Annotated in this window: 16 protein-coding genes and 1 pseudogene; 6 read left to right on the top strand and 11 right to left on the bottom strand. The window is 72.1% G+C overall.

Annotated elements, in window-relative coordinates; genetic code table 11:
• Window positions 1-127 precede the first annotated feature (127 nt).
• On the top strand, window positions 128-580 hold the full coding sequence (locus tag ACFZCY_RS42900; protein ID WP_391186743.1) for a nitroreductase family deazaflavin-dependent oxidoreductase: 453 nt from the start codon (window positions 128-130) through the stop codon (window positions 578-580).
• Window positions 581-618: 38 nt separating this feature from the next.
• Here the strand turns inward: ACFZCY_RS42900 and ACFZCY_RS42895 are convergent, their stop codons facing one another.
• On the bottom strand, window positions 619-1860 hold the full coding sequence (locus tag ACFZCY_RS42895; RefSeq protein ID WP_391186740.1) for a geranylgeranyl reductase family protein: 1242 nt from the start codon (window positions 1858-1860) through the stop codon (window positions 619-621).
• Window positions 1861-2008: 148 nt separating this feature from the next.
• Here ACFZCY_RS42895 and ACFZCY_RS42890 point away from each other — a divergent pair, with 148 nt between their 5' ends.
• On the top strand, window positions 2009-3370 hold the full coding sequence (locus ACFZCY_RS42890) for a M20/M25/M40 family metallo-hydrolase (protein WP_391186737.1): 1362 nt from the start codon (window positions 2009-2011) through the stop codon (window positions 3368-3370).
• A 115-nt stretch (window positions 3371-3485) separates the two neighbouring features.
• Here the strand turns inward: ACFZCY_RS42890 and ACFZCY_RS42885 are convergent, their stop codons facing one another.
• From ACFZCY_RS42885 to ACFZCY_RS42870, 4 genes are all read right to left on the bottom strand, one after another.
• Window positions 3486-4520, bottom strand: a complete 1035-nt coding sequence (locus tag ACFZCY_RS42885) for an NUDIX domain-containing protein (RefSeq protein WP_391186734.1) — start codon at window positions 4518-4520, stop codon at window positions 3486-3488.
• Between the two features lie 192 nt (window positions 4521-4712).
• Complete coding sequence (locus ACFZCY_RS42880; protein WP_391186731.1) at window positions 4713-5633, bottom strand: ABC transporter permease subunit; 921 nt, start codon at window positions 5631-5633, stop codon at window positions 4713-4715.
• Window positions 5630-6544 (bottom strand): ABC transporter permease subunit, encoded by a 915-nt coding sequence (locus tag ACFZCY_RS42875; protein WP_391186728.1) that lies wholly within the window; start codon window positions 6542-6544, stop codon window positions 5630-5632. The genes ACFZCY_RS42880 and ACFZCY_RS42875 overlap by 4 nt, the downstream gene beginning before the upstream one ends.
• A gap of 12 nt (window positions 6545-6556) precedes the next feature.
• Window positions 6557-7840 carry an extracellular solute-binding protein gene (locus tag ACFZCY_RS42870; protein WP_391186725.1) on the bottom strand — a complete coding sequence of 428 codons (1284 nt, stop codon included), beginning with the start codon at window positions 7838-7840 and terminating at the stop codon, window positions 6557-6559.
• Window positions 7841-8052: 212 nt separating this feature from the next.
• On the opposite strand from ACFZCY_RS42870, the gene ACFZCY_RS42865 reads away from it, so the two are divergent.
• Window positions 8053-10119 carry an NPCBM/NEW2 domain-containing protein gene (locus tag ACFZCY_RS42865; protein ID WP_391186722.1) on the top strand — a complete coding sequence of 689 codons (2067 nt, stop codon included), beginning with the start codon at window positions 8053-8055 and terminating at the stop codon, window positions 10117-10119.
• 42 nt (window positions 10120-10161) lie between these two features.
• Here ACFZCY_RS42865 and ACFZCY_RS42860 read toward each other — a convergent pair whose 3' ends face one another.
• Together ACFZCY_RS42860 and ACFZCY_RS42855 are read right to left on the bottom strand one after the other, a co-directional pair.
• Window positions 10162-11799 carry a protein kinase gene (locus ACFZCY_RS42860; protein ID WP_391186718.1) on the bottom strand — a complete coding sequence of 546 codons (1638 nt, stop codon included), beginning with the start codon at window positions 11797-11799 and terminating at the stop codon, window positions 10162-10164.
• Window positions 11800-11860: 61 nt separating this feature from the next.
• Window positions 11861-12835 (bottom strand): ROK family protein, encoded by a 975-nt coding sequence (locus tag ACFZCY_RS42855; protein WP_391186715.1) that lies wholly within the window; start codon window positions 12833-12835, stop codon window positions 11861-11863.
• 133 nt (window positions 12836-12968) lie between these two features.
• Between ACFZCY_RS42855 and ACFZCY_RS42850 the strand changes: the two genes are divergently transcribed.
• Together ACFZCY_RS42850 and ACFZCY_RS42845 are read left to right on the top strand one after the other, a co-directional pair.
• A complete protein-coding gene (locus ACFZCY_RS42850; RefSeq protein ID WP_391186712.1) occupies window positions 12969-14033 on the top strand; it encodes a substrate-binding domain-containing protein in 1065 nt (354 codons plus the stop codon).
• 117 nt (window positions 14034-14150) lie between these two features.
• Window positions 14151-14291, top strand: a complete 141-nt coding sequence (locus ACFZCY_RS42845; RefSeq protein WP_391186709.1) for a hypothetical protein — start codon at window positions 14151-14153, stop codon at window positions 14289-14291.
• Between the two features lie 24 nt (window positions 14292-14315).
• On the opposite strand, the gene ACFZCY_RS42840 is transcribed toward ACFZCY_RS42845, so the two are convergent.
• The gene (locus ACFZCY_RS42840) at window positions 14316-14699 is read right to left on the bottom strand and encodes an SHOCT domain-containing protein (protein WP_055556635.1); all 384 of its coding nucleotides are present in this window, start codon (window positions 14697-14699) and stop codon (window positions 14316-14318) included.
• A 190-nt stretch (window positions 14700-14889) separates the two neighbouring features.
• Between ACFZCY_RS42840 and ACFZCY_RS42835 the strand changes: the two genes are divergently transcribed.
• Entirely contained in the window at window positions 14890-15522 is a 633-nt protein-coding gene (locus ACFZCY_RS42835; protein WP_391186705.1) for a GAP family protein, read from the top strand.
• A 5-nt stretch (window positions 15523-15527) separates the two neighbouring features.
• On the opposite strand, the gene ACFZCY_RS42830 is transcribed toward ACFZCY_RS42835, so the two are convergent.
• The 3 genes and pseudogenes from ACFZCY_RS42830 to ACFZCY_RS42820 all read right to left on the bottom strand — a co-directional run.
• Entirely contained in the window at window positions 15528-16733 is a 1206-nt protein-coding gene (locus ACFZCY_RS42830) for a hypothetical protein (RefSeq protein WP_391186702.1), read from the bottom strand.
• A 102-nt stretch (window positions 16734-16835) separates the two neighbouring features.
• A complete protein-coding gene (locus ACFZCY_RS42825) occupies window positions 16836-18113 on the bottom strand; it encodes a DUF6986 family protein (protein ID WP_391186699.1) in 1278 nt (425 codons plus the stop codon).
• Between the two features lie 174 nt (window positions 18114-18287).
• Window positions 18288-18403, bottom strand: a pseudogene (locus ACFZCY_RS42820) (electron transfer flavoprotein subunit alpha/FixB family protein); the annotation flags it as partial.

The following is an 18403-nucleotide window of genomic DNA, read 5'->3' as shown; positions in this document are numbered from 1 at the left end:
CTGCCACCTTCCGGAGCGGCGACCCAAAACGAGAGCACTGCTCTTGTCAGGACGTGCGGCGCAGTGCACACTGCTCTTGAACGAGAGCACTGCTCTCATCGTGGCTCACGGCCAAACGGAGGACGTCATGACACAGCACTACATCGCACCCCGCCGCTTCGAGATGCCCGCCCACCGCGCCGTGGCCTGGCTGGCCCGCCACGGGCTCAGCCTCTTCGGCGCGGCGGAGCTGTCCGTACCCGGCCGGACCAGCGGGGCGCCGCGGCACGTCCCGGTCAACCCGCTGCGCCTGGACGGCGGGCGCTATCTCGTCTCGGCGCGCGGCAACGCCCAGTGGGTGCGCAACCTGCGGGCGGCCGGGGGCGGACAGCTGCGCAAGGGCCGCGGAACGCGGCCGTTCACCGCCGTCGAACTCCTCGAAGGCGAGGAGAAGGCGGCGGTGCTACGGGCCTATCTGGGACGGTGGGGGTGGGAGGTCGGCGCCTTCTTCGACGGCGTGACCGCCACCTCCCCCGACGCCGAGCTCACCCGGATCGCCCCCATGCACCCGGTCTTCCTCATCACCGCCACGGACGCCTGAGCGCTCCCGGACGCAAGGACTCCCCGACCGCGCGAGCGCTACGGCACCTGGGTGCTCTGGGCGCTGGGCGTCTGCTGGCTCCGGTCCATCGCCGCCAGGGCCCGCCGGGCCGCCGGATGGGTGCGGATGAGGTCGGCCAGCGTCGTCGTACCGCGTGTGATCTTCGTGAACGCGCGCCACGCCGGGCGGAATCCGGTGAGCGCGGCGTGGAACATCCCGGGGCGGCGGGCGAACACCGCGTACATCCGGCGGCCGACGCCCATCTCCACACCGAGACCGGCCTTGATCGCGAAGGCGTAGTTGAGGGCCTGCCGCCGGGCGTCCACCGCGTCGTGCGCCTCGGCGATCCGTACCGCCCACTCCCCCGCGAGACGGCCCGAGCGCAGCGCGAAGGAGATCCCCTCCCGCGTCCACGGCTCGAGCAGCCCGGCCGCGTCCCCGCACACCAGCACCCGGCCGCGGGAGAGCGGCGAGTCGTCGGCGCGGCAGCGGGTCAGATGGCCGGAGGAGATGCTCGGCTCGAATCCGGCGAGGCCGAGCCGCGCGATGAAGTCCTCGAGGTAGCGCTTGGTGCCCGGGCCCTCGCCGCGCGCCGAGATGACGCCGACGGTCAGCGTGTCGCCCTTGGGGAAGACCCAGCCGTAACTCCCGGGCATCGGGCCCCAGTCGATGAGCACCCGGCCCGCCCAGTCCTCCGCGACCGTCTCCGGAACCGGGATCTCCGCCTCCAGGCCGAGGTCGACCTGGTCCAGCTTCACCCCGACGTGCGCGCCTATCCGGCTCGCGCTGCCGTCCGCGCCGACCACGGCCCGCGTCAGCACCGTCTCGCCGTCCGCGAGGACGACGGCCACGGTGCGGCGGTCCGGTACGGACGGGCCGTGCTGCTCGACGCGGCTGACAGCCACACCGGTGCGCACCTCGGCGCCCGCGTCCTTGGCCGCCTCGACCAGACCGGCGTCGAACTCCGGCCGGTTGATGAGCCCGAACAGCATGTGCTTGGAGCGGCGGGTCCGGGACAGCTTGCCGTTCATGGAGAAGGTCACGGCATGGACGCGCTCGCGCAGCGGCAGTTCGAAACCGGGCGGCAGCGCCTCGCGCGACGGGCCGATGATGCCACCGCCACACGTCTTGTAGCGCGGCAGTTCGGCCTTCTCCAGCAGCAGCACCCGGCGGCCGGCGCACGCCGCGGCGTGCGCCGCGGAGGCACCCGCGGGCCCCCCGCCGACCACGACGACGTCCCATACCGTCTCTTTGTCCGGGGTTGCGTTGTCGCTGCTCACGTGTGCTTCCGCTCCCAATCGCCCGTCCTGCATGCGCCTACCGGGCATCCTACGGCTCGCTGTCGGCCGGACCTGCTGTGGGATGATCGGGCCACCGCGCAAGCCGCGCCTCATCCCCCAACGCCGCGTATCCCAGGAGCGTTCCCCCATGGAACAGGACCTCGCCGCCACCGTCGCCGCACTGCAGCCCCGCGCCCTGGCCGAGCTGGCCGAGCTGGTGGCCTTCCCCTCGGTGGCGGACCCGGCGCAGTTCCCGCGCAGCGGGTGCGAGGCCGCCGCGCAGTGGGTCGCGACCGCGCTGCGCGCCGAGGGCTTCCAGGACGTGGCGCTGCTGGACACCCCCGACGGCACCCAGTCCGTCTACGGTTTCCTGCCCGGCCCGGCCGACGCGCCGACGGTGCTGCTCTACGCGCACTACGACGTGCAGCCGCCGCTGGACGAGGACGCCTGGCTCAGCCCGCCGTTCGAGCTGACCGAGCGGGACGGCCGCTGGTACGGACGCGGCGCCGCGGACTGCAAGGGCGGCGTGATCATGCATCTCACGGCGCTGCGCGCGCTGAAGGAGCACGGCGGCGTCCCGGCCAACGTCAAGGTGATCGTGGAGGGTTCGGAGGAACAGGGCACGGGCGGCCTGGAGCGGTACGCCGAGGCGCATCCGGAGCTGCTGGCCGCCGACGCGATCGTGATCGGCGACGCGGGCAACTTCCGGGTGGGGCTGCCGACCGTCACCGCGACGCTGCGCGGGATGACGCTGCTGCGCGTCTCGGTGGACACCCTCGAAGGGAACCTGCACTCGGGCCAGTTCGGCGGCGCCGCCCCGGACGCGCTCGCCGCGCTGATCCGGATGCTGGACTCGCTGCGCGCGGAGGACGGCTCGACGACGGTCGACGGCCTCGACCCGGACACGGCCTGGGAGGGCCTGCGGTACCCGGAGGAGGACTTCCGCAAGGACGCCGGGGTGCTGGACGGGGTGGAGCTGATCGGCTCGGGCACGGTCGCGGACCGCATCTGGGCCCGCCCCTCGGTCACGGTGCTGGGCATCGACTGCCCGCCGGTCATCGGCGCCACCGCCTCCGTCCAGGCGAGCGCGCGGGCGCTGGTCAGCCTGCGGGTGCCGCCGGGCGTGGACGCGGCCGAGGCGAACCGGCTGCTGTCCGCCCATCTGGAGGCGGCGGCGCCGTGGGGCGCGCGGGTCGCGGTGGAGCAGGTCGGCCAGGGCCAGCCGTTCCGCGCGGACACCGGGAGCCCGGCGTACGAGGCGATGCGCGCGGCCATGCGGGTGGCGTACGACGGCCAGGAGATGGCGACCGCGGGCCAGGGCGGCTCGATCCCGCTGTGCAACACGCTCGCCTCGCTGTACCCGGAGGCGGAGATCCTGCTGATCGGCCTGAGCGAGCCGGAGGCGCAGATCCACGCGGTCAACGAGAGCGTCTCGCCGGAGGAGCTGGAAAAGCTCGCCCTCACCGAGGCGCTGTTCCTGGAGACGTACGCGACCGGCAAGAAGGGCTGACCGGCTCCCAGCTCCGACCCCGCGCGCCCGGCCGGGCGGCCCCCGGCGGACCGGGGACCGTCCGTCGGCGGCGACGCGCTGCCGGGGCGCCGTACGGTACGGGCGGGGCGGGCGGTCAGCCCACCGGGACCCCGGCCTCCAGGTACAGCGGGCGGCCCTGCTCGCGGGCGCGGAGCGCCCAGCGGAGGCGGCTGAGCCGGACCGGGGGCAGCAGGTCGGCGGCCTCGGTCTCGGTGACGAAGCGCCAGCCGCGCAGTTCGGCGCCGGGCAGCAGCACCTCCTGGGCCTCCCCGGTGGTGAGCCGGCCGCCGTCGAACAGCAGCCGCAGGCCCCCGTGGCCGGGCGGCTGGGGGCGTTCCCAGTCGGCGACCAGCAGCCGCAGCGGCTCGTCGAGCCGTACGCCCAGCTCCTCGGCCACCTCGCGGCGCCCGGCGCACATCGGCGGCTCGCCGCGCTCGACGACGCCGCCGGGGAACTCCCAGCCGGGCTTGTAGGTGGGGTCGACGAGCAGCACCCGGTCGGCCTCGTCGAAGAGCAGGACCCCGGCCGCCAGGGTTTCGGCCGTCGGCTCGGGCGTCTGCACGATGTCGCAGCTCCCGGCGCCCTCGCGGACGGCGTCGGCGATGTGCTCGGCGGTCTGGCGCGGGGTGAGGCCGGTGGTGTCGACCACATGGGCGTCGGTGGTCAGCCAGTCGAGGGCCGCGCGGTAGGGCGCGAGGTGGTCCAGGCACCAGCGGCGCACGGACTCGCTGGCGTCCGGGTCGCCGGGTATCTCCTCGCGCTCGGCTATGCGCCGGCGAAGGATCGTTTCATCGGTGTGCAGCAGGACATGCCGCACGGGGATCCGCCGGGCGGCGAAGCCGCCGAAGATCTCATCCCGGTACTCCTGTCTGAGGACCGTCATCGGGACCACGAGCGGGCCGCCGACCTCCGCGATCAGCGCCGCCCCCGTGTCCACGACCAGCCGCCGCCACGACGGCAGGTCCTGGTAGTCGGAGACCTGCTCCAGACGCTTGCGCGGCAGCATCATGCGCAGACCGTTTCCGACCAGTTCCGGGTCGTAGAACGTGCTGCCGGGCATGAAGTCCACCAACTCACGGGCCGCGGTGGTCTTCCCCGCGCCGAACGCACCGTTCAGCCAGACGATCACATTTCCCCCTAATCCATCGCCTCCTGACAGTTGCCCGCATCACCCTGCCACGGAAACGCCCGAATACGACTGAGTGACGGATCGGACCCTCCCGGTTCCCTGCCGTGGGGCGCCGCGGGGCCCTGGTGTCACAGAACCCCACACGCCACACAGGCCACCATGGTCCCTTCCGCCACGGCGGCCCCTTCTCCATCAGCCCTTGTTGGCGCCGAGCGTGAGCCCGGCGATGAAGTGGCGCTGCAGCAGCAGGAAGACGAGCACGGTGGGCAGCGCGACCAGCACCGAGCCCGCCGCCAGCAGGTTGTAGTCGGTGAAGAACTGCCCGCGCAGATTGTTGAGCGCGGAGGTGACGGGAAGTTTGTCGCCGTCGGAGATGAAGACGAGCGCCCACAGGAAGTCGTTGTACATCCAGGTGAATTGCAGCGTGGCGAGCGCGGCCAGGGCCGGCCGGCACAGCGGCAGCGTGATGCGCCAGTACCGCGTCCACACCCCCGCGCCATCCACCACCGCCGCCTCGATGATCTCGATCGGCAGGGTGCGCATGAAATTCGCGAGAACGAAGACGCAGAAGCCGACCTGGAACGCGACCTGGACGGCGATCACGGCCCAGTAGGAGTCGTACATCGTCATCGAGTCCGACATCCAGTAGGGCAGTTCTATCTTGGTGAACAGGACATAGAGCGGGGTGACGATGACCTGCTGCGGCAACAGGTTCCCCGCCGTGAACACCATCAGCAGAACGAGCCCGCCCCGCATTTTCAGCCGGGTGACGGAGAAGGCCACGAAGGACGCGAGGAACAGCGTCAGCAGCACTCCGGGGACCGCGATGAGGATCGAGTTGAGGAAATACTTGCTCATTCCGGAGTCGACGAACGCCTGCCGGTAGTAGTCGAACGACAGATGGCGCGGCAGCGAGAAATAGCCGTATTCGGCGGTCTCCTCGTACGGCCGCAGCGAGGCGTAGACGGCGAGCAGCAGCGGGGCGAGAAACGCCAGCGAGACGGTCATCAGGAAGGCGTGCAGCCCGAGCCGCCCGGGGCGGACCCGGCGCCGCCCCGGCCCGGCCACCGGGTGGACGACCGGTGCGGGGGCCGGGCGGATGTCGGTGGTCATCCTTTCTTCTCCCCTCGCAGCTCCTGGACCAGGTAGGTCACGATGAATCCCAGGGACACGGTGAGCAGGACGACGGCGATGGCGGAGCCGAATCCGATCCGGCTGGCCTCACCGATGATGTTGTCGGTGACCAGCACGGAGAGCAGTTCCAGTCCGTTGCGGCCGTGGTTGATGGCGTAGACGATGTCGAACGCGCGCAGCGCCTCGATGACCGTGATGACGCCGACGATCACATTGACCGGCCGCAGCGTGGGCAGGACGACCCGGAAGAAGCTCTGGGTCTCGCTCGCGCCGTCGATCGCGGCGGCCTCCTTGAGCGAGGGATCGACGGATTTGAGCCCCGCCAGATAGAGGATCATCACATATCCGGTGTGCCGCCAGGCGGCCGCGAGCAGCACCATCCAGATATTGAGGTCGGGGTCGCCGATCCAGTCCACCGGATGGCTCTTGTCGCCGAGAATCGCGTTCAGCGCGCCCTGGTCGCGGGAGAAGATCAGCTGGGCGATGAAGCCGACGATGGCGAGCGAAAGCACCACCGGCATATAGAGGGTGGACTGGTAGAAGCGGCTGAACCGGACGCCCTTGTCGAGAAGGACGGCCAGCAGCAGCCCGAAGGGCGTGGCGACGAGGCCGAGGAAGGCCACCCACAGCAGATTGTTGCGTACGGCGGGCCAGAACGGCGGATAGTCGGTGAACAGGTTCCGGTAGTTGTCGAAGCCGACCCAGTGGAGGTCGCCGATCCCGTCCCAGCTGGTGAAGGACAGACCGATGGAGGCGAGGGTCGGGCCCCAGACCAGGGCCAGGTCGAGCAGGACGGGTATGCCCAGCAGCACGCCGATGACGGCGAGGTCGCGGGAGGAGAACCTCCGCGGCCCCCGCCGTTTGGCACGCCGCGCGGTGGTGAGCGGCACGGCGCGATTCTCCTAGCTGTCGGCGAATATGGTCTTCTTCTGGGACTCGATGTCCTTGGTCAGGGTGTCGATGTCGTTCGGCTTGTTGATGAATTGCTGGATCGCCCGGATCATCACCTGCGACGCGAAGTCGGGGCGGGTGTCGCGGTCCATGAACTGCGATATCTGCTTGGCGCCGGAGACGAGCGCGACGGCCTTCTTCTGCAGCGCGTTGTAGGAGGAGGTGGCCGCCTTGTCGTTGCACGCGATGTTGTTGGGGTCCCGCTTCAGATAGATCTCCTCGGCGGCCGGGGTGGCGAGGTACTTCAGCAGTTCCTTGCCCTCCTTCTGCCGCTTGGACTTCTTCGCCAGCAGGAAGCCGTCGATCGGCGCCTCGACCGCGTCCTGGCCGTAGGCGGAGTCGATTTCGGGGAACGGGAAGAAGTCCAGGTCATCGCGGTCGGCGGCGGAGAACTGCTGTCCGGGATGGGGCAGTCCGAAGACCGCCATGCCGGACTTCTTCTGCGCCAGGCTCTGCGCGGCCTCCTGCCAGGTGCGCCCGTTGGCGCCCTGCTGGTGGTACGGCATGAGACCGCGCCACAGGTCGAAGACGTGCTTGACCCGGGGATCGGTCCAGGACTCCTTGCCGCCCATCAGCGAGACATGGAAGTCGTAGCCGTTGGCGCGCATATTGAGATAGTCGAAGGTTCCCATGGCGGGCCAGCCGTCCTTGTCGCCGAAGGCGATGGCGTCGAGGCCGTCCTTGTCCATCCGCTTGGCGAGCGCCCGGAACGCGTCGAAGGTCTTGGGGATCTCGTAGCCGTGCTGCTCGAAGACGCTCTTCCGGTAGAAGACCGCCCACGGGTAGTAGTAATACGGCACGAAGTACTGCTTGCCGTCCTTGCCGGTGGACTGCTTCTTCAGCGCGTCCGAGAAGCCGCTGAAGCCCTTCCACAGGTCGCCGATCTCGGCGAGCTGCCCCTGCTCGGCGAAGAACTGCATACGGTAGCCCGCGAACCACATGAAGACGTCGTCCGGGGTGCCCTTGAGATAGCGGTTGATGCCCTCCTGGAAGGCCTCATGGTTGACGGTGTTGACCTTGACCTTCTTGTCCGACTTCTTCTCGTACGCCGCGAACACCTCGGCGAACGCCTTGCGGGGCACGGCGTCCGAGGCGTTGGAGCCCATCTTCACCTCGTTGCCCGGACCGCCGCAGCCGGTGAGGAGCGCCGGGAGGGTGACCGCCCCGGCTCCGACCGCGGTACCCCGGAGCAAGGTACGGCGGGAGATCCGATGTCCTGACGATGACTGTGCCATGGGCCCTCCACAGAGGATCAAATCAAACACAACCGAACGCGGGTGGCTGGATCACATCGGGCGAGTGGCGGCATAGTCAAGGGTTTGGACGAGATATCGAACAACTGTTATCGCATCTCTTCCAACAGACTCCAACACGGCCTACCGTAAACGCTCGCATGTGACGCGTCCCGCGACGCTGCGTCACCCCGTTGAGACGGAGGAACGGCATCATGCGCCACCGCTCTTTACGCACCGCGAGACACCGAGTCATCGGAGGACTGGCTGCCGCGCTGCTCGGCACGGCCGGTCTCACCCTCCCCGCCGCCGCCCAGCCGGCCGCGGCCCGGCCCGCCCCCTCGGAGCAGACCGCCCCGGCAGCGGAGACCGCCCCGGCCGGGGACGGGCTCGCGCTCACCCCGCCGATGGGCTTCAACAACTGGAACTCCACCCACTGCCGCGCGGAGTTCAACGAGGCGATGGTCAAGGGCATCGCCGACCTCTTCGTGAGCAAGGGCCTCAAGGACGCCGGATACACCTACGTCAACCTCGACGACTGCTGGGCGCTGCCGCAGCGCGACGCGAACGGCAAGCTCGTCCCGGACCCGGCGCGCTTCCCCAACGGCATCAAGGCCGTCGCCGACTACATCCACTCCAAGGGCCTCAAGATCGGCATCTACACCAGCGCGGGCACCAAGACCTGCAACACGGCCGGTTTCCCCGGCGCGCTGGGCCATGAAAGATCGGACGCCCAGCAGTTCGCCGACTGGGGAATCGACTACCTCAAGTACGACAACTGCAATAACCAGGGAGTAGACGCCAAGCAGCGCTACCGCACCATGCGGGACGCGCTGAAGGCCGCCTCCGAGACCACCGGGCGCCCCATCGTCTACAGCATCTGCGAATGGGGGCAGAACAAGCCCTGGGAATGGGCGGCGGATGTCGGCCAACTCTGGCGCACCACCGGTGACATCAGCGACACCTGGGGCAGCATGCTGTCGATCGCCAAGAAGAACCTGCCGCTCGCCCCGTACGCCGGGCCCGGCCACTGGAACGACCCCGACATGCTCGAGGTCGGCAACGGCGGCATGACGGACACCGAGTACCGCAGCCACTTCTCGCTGTGGTCGGTCATGGCCGCGCCGCTGCTGATCGGCACCGATCTGCGCAAGGCCGATGCCACAACGTTCGAGATCCTCGGCAACCGCGACGTCATCGCCGTCGACCAGGACCCGCTGGGCAAGCAGGGCACCGTGCTCTCCTCCGAGGGCGGACGCTGGGTGATCTCCAAGGAGCTGGCGGACGGCGGCCGCGCCGTCGCCCTCTTCAACGAGACCGACCAGCCGCAGCGCATCGCCACCACCGCTGCCCGCCTCGGCCTGCCGCAGGCGGACGGGTACCGGCTGCGCGATCTGTGGCGGCACCAGGACCACAACACCGCGGGGTCCGTGGCGGCCACCGTCCCGGCCCATGGCACGGTGCTCTACCGGGTCTCCGCCGACAAGCGCTGGGCGTCCTACCCGCCCGCCGCCGAACTTCGCGTCGGCGCCGCCCCGTTCACCGAGGCGGGGGCCACCGCACCGGTCGAGACGGCGCTCGGCAACCTCGGCGGCACCCCGGCGCACCAGGTCCGGGTCCGGCTCACCGGCCCCGACGGCTGGCGTGTCAGGACCACCTCGCCGACCCAGGCCGCCACCCTGCCCACCGGCAGCAGGCTCGCCACCCGCTGGCAGGTCACCGCTCCGAAGGACGCCAAGCCGGGGGCGTACGAGCTGACCCTTCGCGCCGACTACCGCTCGGCGCGCGGCGGCGAGGTCAGCACCGGACTGCCGATACCGGTCCATGTGGTGGTCGCTCCGCCCACCGGCTCCACCTACGCGAGCGATCTGCCGTGGCTGAGCGCGGTCAACGGCTGGGGGCCGGTCGAGAAGGACACCAGCGTCGGCGAGAACGCGGCGGGCGACGGGCATCCGATCACCCTCGACGGCACCGCCCACGCCAAGGGCCTGGGCGTGCACGCGCCCAGTGAGGTCACGTACTACACCGGTGGCCACTGCACCGCGTTCACGGCGAAGGTCGGCGTGGACGACGAGGAGGGCACCGCCGGAACGGTCGCCTTCGAGGTGTGGGCGGACGGCACCAAGGTGCTGTCGACCGGGACGCTGACCAACGCCGATCCGGCCAAGACCGTCACCGCCGCCGTCGACGGCGCGACGACGGTCCGGCTCGTCACCACCGACGGCGGGGACGACGTCACCAGCGATCACGGGGACTGGGCGGACGCGGCGTTCAGCTGCTGACGTACCGCCCCGGCGACCGGCCCGCTCCCCCGTGCCGCCGGCTCAGCAGACCGGCAGCCCGGGGAGGGGCTGGTCGTTGTCGCCGCCCCGGACGTACACATCGCTGACGTAGACGTCCTTGTTGCCGTTGTCGTCGTCCGTCCTCGCCCACCAGACGTTCGTCCACTTGCCGTACCGCTCCGGGCGGTTCAGATTCTCCTGGCAGTAGAAGTAGTTGATGCCGTGCTTCAGGGCCCCGACCGGTTCACCGCCGTGGGTGTACGAGGTGGCGTCGCGCCACACCACGCAGTTGTACTTGCCGCCGCCGATGTCACTGCACGCCGGGGCGGTGTCGGCACTGGAGGCCGGGGAGGCCTTGCCGGTGGCCGCGCCACCGCCGCCCTTGCCGTCCGGGGAGCCGCCGTCCGGCGCGCTCTTCGAGCTGCCCTCCGCACCGCCCGGTGCGCGCGAGGCCGATGGGGACGCCACCCCGCTCGCCCGCGGGCTGCTCGCGCCCGCCTCACCCGTCGCCTCGCGGCCCCCTCCCCCGGCCTTCGGCGACCCGGATCCCGTCGGCTCCGGCGACCGGCCCGCCGTCGTACGGTCGCTCTCGCCGCCGAGCAGCGCGTACGTCACCCCGCCCCCGACCAGCACCACACCGGCCACCGCCGCCGCCACCAGCGCGCGCGTCCGCCCGCGCCCCGGCCCCGGCGCGCCGCCCCGTGTGGCGGCGACATCCGGCGCGGTCGGGGTCCGCGGGACCTGCGGGGGCTGTGGGCTCCGCGATGCCCTCGGGACCTGCGGAGGAGACGGCCGAAGCGGCGGCGGACCCGGCTCCGGCGCCGCTTCGGCGGCGACGGCCTCCAGCAGCTGCCGCGCCTCGGCCGCCGTGGGACGCCCTTCCGGGGCCTTGTCCATCAGCTCGCGCAGGACGGGCGCCAGCGGACCGGCCAGCCGAGGCTCCGGCAGCGGCTCGGTGACGATGGCGGTCAGCGTCGACCACACGGAGGTACGGCGGAACGGCGAGGAACCCTCCACCGCCGCGTAGAGCGTCATGCCCAGCGCCCATACGTCCGAGGCCGGGCCCGGATCCTGGCCCTGGGCGCGCTCCGGGGCCAGGTAGTCCAGCGAGCCGATCAGCTCGCCGCTGCGGGTCAGCTTGGTGGTCGCGCCGTCGTCGGGCGCCTCCATGCTCGCGATGCCGAAGTCGGTGAGCACCACCCGGCCCCCGCGGTCGATCAGCACATTGCCCGGCTTCACATCGCGGTGCAGCACCCCGACGTCATGGCCCGCGGCGAGCGCGTCGGCCACGTTGGCGCCGATCCGCGCGGCCTCCAGAGGCTCGACGACGCCGCGCTCGTCGATCAGGTCGTCCAGTGACGGGCCGTCGATCAGCTCCATGACGATGACCGGCAGCCCGTCCTCGTCCGCCACATCGTGCACGGTGATCACACCCGAATGGCGGATCCGGGCCGCGGCGCGCGCCTCCCGCTGCATCCGGGTGCGCAGATCGGCCAGCTCGGCGCCGGACGCGTCGGTGTAGGCGCGCAGCACCTTGACCGCGACCTCCCGGCCCAGCAGCTCGTCCACCGCTCTGCAGACCACGCCCATGCCGCCGCGGCCGAGCTGCCCCGTCACCCGGTAGCGACCGCCCAGCAGTCTGCCCGTCAGATCACCGCCCATGTCCCCCGGTGCCACCATCGGTCCCCTCGCATCGCAAGCAGTGAGCGAACAGCTTAGGGGCAGGGGGTGACAGGGCGGCTCAACTTGCGTCGCGAGGCGTGCCCAGCGGGCCGAAACCCTCCAGCCGCTGGTCCTGGGCCGCCGCGGCGGCCGCGCCGACCAGGCCCGCGTCGGTGCCCATCTGCGCCGGTACGACCTCCAGCCCCGTCACGAACGACAGGGTCGCGTAGTCGCGCAGGGCGCGCCGCAGGGGCGCGAAGAGCACGTCACCGGCGCCCGCCACCCCGCCGCCGATCACCGCCACCTCGATCTCGACGAGCGCCGCGGTCGCGGCGATCCCGGCGGCCAGGGCCTGGGCCGCGCGGTCGAAGGAGGCGCGCGCGACCGGGTCACCGGCGTGCGCGGCGGCGGCGACGGCCGCGGCGCTGGTGTCGCCGTCCGGGCCCGGCCGCCAGCCGCCGGACAGCGCCCGGCGCGCGATGTTGGGGCCGCTGGCGATGCGCTCGACGCAGCCGCGCCCGCCGCACGGGCACAGATCGCCGTCGAGGTCGACGCTGATGTGGCCGATGTGCCCGGCGTTGCCCGTGGGGCCGGGGTGGAGCCGCCCGTTCAGCACCAGCCCGCCGCCGACGCCGGTGGACACCACCATGCACAGCGCGCTCGCGCGCCCGCGCGCGGCGCCCTGCCAGTGCTCGGCCGCGGTCATCGCCGGTCCGTCGCCGACGAGGGTGACCGGCAGCTCGCCGGTGGTCTCCCGGACTCCGGCGACCAGCGGGAAGTCGCGCCAGCCGGGGATGTTGACCGGGTTGACGGTGCCCACGGAGGCGTCCACGGGGCCCGCGCTGCCGATGCCGACGGCAGCCACCCGGGACCAGTGCGCGGTGGCCGCGAGTTCGGCCAGCACCGCGGAGACCTCCGCCATCACCGCCGGGCCGTCGGCCTGCGCGGGGGTCGCGCGCCGGGCCCGTACGACCAGCTCGCCGCCGCCGTCCACCAGGGCGCCCGCGATCTTGGTGCCGCCGATGTCCAGCGCGGCGATGAGGTCACGTGCCATGGCTGTCGACTCTCCTGGTGGGCCGTGTGTCATCCGTATGCGGCCACAGTCTTCCCTGCCGCTGACAACGTTGTCCAGAGGCTATGCTCGACACCCCTTCCCCCACGACGACCAGCGACGGGACGAGCACACCGTGACCGACACCGCCCGGGGCACCGCCGCCGGCACCCCACCCCGCCGCTACGGCTCCCGGCCCACGATGAAGGACGTCGCCGCCCGGGCCGGAGTCGGCCTCAAGACGGTCTCGCGCGTGGTCAACGGCGAGCCGGGCGTCACCCCCGACACCGAGCACCGCGTCCAGGAGGCGATCAGCGCGCTCGGCTTCCGCCGCAACGACAGCGCCCGCATCCTCCGCAAGGGGCGCACCGCGAGCGTCGGCCTCGTCCTGGAGGACCTCGCCGATCCGTTCTACGGCCCGCTCAGCCGCGCCGTCGAAGAGGTGGCCCGGGCCCACGGCGCGCTGCTGATCAACGGCTCCAGCGCCGAGGACCCGGTCCGCGAGCAGGAGTTGGTGCTCGCCCTGTGCGCGCGCCGGGTGGACGGCCTCGTGGTCATCCCGGCGGGCGACGACCACCGCTATCTGGCCCCCGAGCTGGCGGCCGGTGTGGCCACCGTTTTCGTCGACCGCCCGGCGGGCCGCATCGACGCCGACGCGGTGCTCTCCGACAGCTTCGGCGGCGCGCGGGACGCGGTCGCCCATCTGATCGCCCATGGCCACCGCCGGATCGGTTTCCTCGGCGACCAGCCGGGCATCCACACCGCCGCCGAGCGGCTGCGCGGCTACCACGCCGCGATGGCCGCGGCCGGGCTGCCGGTCCACGACGGCTGGCTCTCCCTGGGCCCCACCGACCCGGAGCGGGTGCGCGGCGCGGCCGCCGCCATGCTGGACGCCGCCGAGCCGGTCACCGCGCTCTTCGCGGGCAACAACCGGGTGACGGTCACGGTGGTGCGGGTCCTGGCCGAACGTCCCGGCCCCGCCGCGCCCGTCGCCCTGGTCGGCTTCGACGACTTCGAACTCGCCGATCTGCTCTCCCCCGGCATCACCGTGGTCGCCCAGGACTCGGCCCAGCTCGGCCGCACCGCCGCGGATCTGCTCTTCCGCCGTCTCGACGGCGGGGGCGGCGAACCGCGCCGGGTCGTGCTGCCGACCCGGCTGATCGTCCGCGGCTCCGGCGAACTGTCCCCCTCCCCGGCCTGACGGGCATCCCGGGCGGCGTCCTGAACGGCCCCGCCCCGGTTGCCCCGGCTCCCGGCCCCCGTCACGGTGGGGTGCGGAGGGCCGGGAGACCCCAGCCGACGGGACGGAGGAGGTGCGATGACCGGACGCCGTACGCGAACGATCCGCGCGGCGAGCCCCATGGCCGCGCCGGCACCGGTCACCGCGGGCCGCTCGCAGGAGGGCGGCACCCCGTCGGCCGCGGTGTCCCGGACCTCCGCCGTCCTCACCTCGTCCTGACCGCCTCACCGTCTCACCGTCTCCTCAGGCGGCGAGCACCTTGGCCTTGGCGCGTTCGTACTCCTCGGCCGTGATGTCACCGTGGTTCTTCAGCTCCACGAGCCGTGAGAGCTCATCGGCGTGGCCGGTTGCCGCGGTCCCGCGCACGAACTCCCGGAGTTCCTCCTCCGCCTGCTCAGCCCGCCTCATCTCGCGCCGGCCCATCCCGCTGCCCCGTGCCATCAGGTACACGAAGACGCCGAGGAAGGGCAGGACGATGACGAAGACGCACCAGCCCGCCTTGGCCCAGCCGTTCAGCGAGTCATCGCGGAACATGTCCCCGATCACCCGGAAGAGCAGCATCAGCCACAGGACCCACAGAAAGATCCACATCGTGGTCCAGAACACATTGAGCAGTGGGTAGTCCATCGTCTGCCTCCCATCGGACGTGCCCGGCGGGACCACGACGGCCACCACCGGGGCCGACGTATCCAGCGTACGGCGGCGGGCGCGCCGCGTTCGGAGGGCGCCCGGGACCCGGTCGGCGCAGCACCGGGTGCGCCGCGGGCCCGGCCGCGTACCAATGGAGGCAGGACGGACGGGGCCGGAAGGGCGGGCCATGGACCTCCAGATTCTCCCGCTGGCCGTCACCATGATGGCGGGGCCGCAGATCGTGGCCGCCGTGATCCTGGTGACCACCGCGCGGCCGGTGCGGGTGTCCTCGGCGTTCCTGCTCGGGGTGGCGGTCGCGACGACGGTGGGTGTCGCCATCACCCGGGGGATCTTCGCGCTGCTGGGCGACGCGGTCTCCCCGGGCCGCCCGTCCGACCGGGGGTCGGCCGCGACCATCGTGCAGCTGGTGCTGGTGGGGCTGCTGGTGCTGATCGCGGTGAGGAACCTGGTGCGCCGGGAGTCGGTCGAGCCGCCGAAGTGGCTGGGCTCGCTGATGGAGGCGGGCCCGGTGCGGGCGCTGACGACCGGGCTGATGGTCATCCTGCTGATGCCGTCCGACATCGTGGTGCTGCTGACGGTGGGGGCGAATCTGGAGCAGCACCGGGCGGCTCTGACGGCGGCGCTGCCGTTCATCGGCGCCACCGTGCTGATCGCGGCGCTGCCGCTGCTGGTCTATCTCGTCTTCCGGCACCGGGCGCGGAGCGCGATGCCCCGGCTGCGGGAGTGGCTGAACACCCACAGCTGGGTGATCAACATCGCCGCCTGTCTCCTCTTCATCGTGCTCATCCTCGCGCCTTAGGGCCCCTAAGCCTCGTCCTCGAAGTGGCGGCCCGTCGCGGCCAGCAGTGTGATCACCGCGAGGGCGGCCAGCAGGACCAGCACCAGGAACAGCACGGTCAGCACGGTGGGGTGGTTCCACAGCGCGAACACGGCGACCGGGGTCAGCAACGCCGCGACGGTCAGCTCCCGCCGGTGGTCCGCGGTCCAGATTCCGGCCCGTCCGGTGCGCATCCCCCGAGCCGCGCCCCACTGCGCGGCGGAGTCGGCGGCGCGCTCGGCCGCGGCGCGTACGGCGCGGGGCAGCTGTCCGGGGCCGGCCAGATAGGCGCCCGCCGCGACGACGGAGCTGAGCACCATCACGGTGAGCACGGTGACCCGCAGGAAGCGCACCACGGTGTCGAAGAGGGCCGAGGCGGCGGCGCGGGACAGCACGGCGGGCGGCACATGGTCGAGGCAGTACCGGCGGGCCACGGTGAGCGCGAGGGCCAGCGCCAGCGAGGCGACGGCGGTGCCGAGGGCGGCGCCCACGAGCGCGCGGCGGCGGGCCCGGGCGAGCAGGACGCCGGTGGCGCCGAGGGCGACGGTCAGAGTGGGCAGCCAGTTGCCGGCCACGTCGAGCAGGCGTACCGCCCGCTTGACGCGGTCGAGTTGATGGGAGTGGAAGAGGATCGTGCGCCGGTGGATGTCGGGGATGTCCCTCGCCGAGGGGAATCCGGCGTTCACCAGCTGGAGTTTGACCTTCTCCACGGCGGCGCCGACGTTCAGCGTGACGGTGTCGCCGCGTACGCCGACCGGGCCGTGGCCCTCGCCGGTGAGGGCGTGCACGACGGCCGCGTGGGCGGCGCGGTTGGCGCCGGTCCATACGGCGGCGAACTCCTCGGTGTGCACGATGTGCGTCGCGACCTTGCGCACGGCCTGGTCGAGGGCCGCGTCCAACTGGGGGGCCAGGCCCTCGATGGTGTCGGCGGCCCGGGGCGGCAGGCCCTGGTCGCGCAGCCAGTCGGCGATGTCGGAGGTGACCTTCCGGCTGTTGTGCCGGAGGTCGACGGCGTCGCCGACATGGTCCACGGCCGCCTCCTGGATCGCCGGATCGGTCGCCAGCGGGGCGACCGTCGCCACGTAGCGGTCGGTGTCCAGGACGATGCCGTCGACCCATACGGTCAGCACGGACACCGGCACGAGCAGGCAGCCGAGCAGGATCAGCAGGGCTGACACGGCACTTCTGACCATGCCACCATCTCCCGCCCTCCCCGGCGGCCGCGCATCCCGGGTGACACGGAGGGGTGAGCGAATGCGGCCGCCGGGTCAGCGCGCGGACCGGACCGCGCCGGTTCAGCGCGGGGCGCGCCCGGCGAGGGCGTCGAGTTCGGCGCGGCTCAGCCCGGTCAGCTGCCCCACCTCGGCGGCGTCGACCGCGCCGCAGTCCAGACCGCGCAGCAGATGGCCGCTGAGCGCCTTGGCGGTGGCGGGCTCGTCCATGACGTCCCCGCCCGTGCGGTTCACATACGCCGCGAGCCGGGCCGCGGCCGTCTCCAGGCCCTCCCGGTAGAAGGCGTAGACGGCGGCGTAGCGGGTGGGCAGATGGCCGGGGTGCATGTCCCAGCCCTGGTAGTACGCGCGGGCCAGGGACCGCCGGACGAGGCGGTGGTGGAGCCGCCAGGCGTCGTGGACGCGCTCGGTGGGGCCGACCGGCAGCACATTGGTCGAGCCGTCGGAGAGCCGTACGCCGGTGCCCGCGGCGGCGACCTGCATGACGGCCTTGGCGTGGTCGGCGACGGGGTGGTCCATGGCCTGGTGGGCTGCGCTGACGCCGCAGGAGGCGCTGTAGTCGAAGGTGCCGTAGTGCAGTCCGGTGGCGCGGCCCTGGGCGGCGTCGATCATGCGGGCGACGGTGGCGCGGCCGTCGGAGCCCAGGATGGACTGGGTGGTCTCGATCTGGATCTCGAAGCCGAGGCGGCCGGCCGGGAGGCCGCGGGCCTTCTCGAACTCCTCGCACAGCCGGACCATGGCGCTGACCTGTTCGGCGTACGTCACCTTGGGGAGGGTGAGCACGAGCCCGTCCGGCAGACCTCCGGAGTCCATCAGCCCGGTGAGGAAGATGTCGAGGGTGCGGATGCCGCGGTCGCGGACGGCGGCCTCCATGCACTTCATGCGGATGCCGGCATAGGGCGGTGCGGTACCGGCCGCGTGGGCGGCGGCGACCAGGGCGGCGGCGTGGGCGGCCGCGGCGTCCTCCTCGGCGTCGGGGCGCGGCCCGTAGCCGTCCTCGAAGTCGATACGCAGGTCCTCGACCGGTTCGCGCTCCAGCTTGGCGCGCACCCGCCGGTACACGGGCCCGGCCAGCTCGTCGGGGAGGCCGAGGACGGCGGCGAGGGCTCCGGCGTCGGGCGCGTGGGCGTCGAGCGCGGCGAGCGCCTGGTCGCCCCAGTCGCGCACGGTGTCCTCGGTGAGGGCGTCGGCGGGCACGTAGACGGTGTGCACGGGCTGGCGGGTGCCGGAGTCGCCCGGGTAGCGGCGGGCGAGGTCCGCGTCGACGGGGGCGAGGGACGCGGTGATCCCTTCGCGTACGCCGCGCGGCAGGCTGGTCCCCACCGTCTCGTGCTGAGTCATGCCCGCACCTCCGCCTTTCGCCTTCACTCCACCGAGCAGAATTTCCGCCCTGCGGAAACGAATATCCGTAGAGCGAAGTTATACGGGCTCCGAGTGGAGGTCAACACCCCATTGACGCACGTGAGGCCCCGTACGCACGGTGCGTACGGGGCCTTCACGGGACCGGCCGGGCGGTCAGCCCTTGCGGGCCTTGACCTCCTCGGTGAGCTGCGGGACGACCTCGAAGAGGTCGCCGACCACGCCGTAGTCGACCAGGTCGAAGATCGGGGCCTCGGCGTCCTTGTTGACGG

The organism is Streptomyces sp. NPDC007983, assembly GCF_042958345.1.
GTDB lineage: Bacteria > Actinomycetota > Actinomycetes > Streptomycetales > Streptomycetaceae > Streptomyces.
Note: the sequence above shows the minus strand (reverse complement) of the source record. Positions and strands in the feature narration are given on the sequence as shown.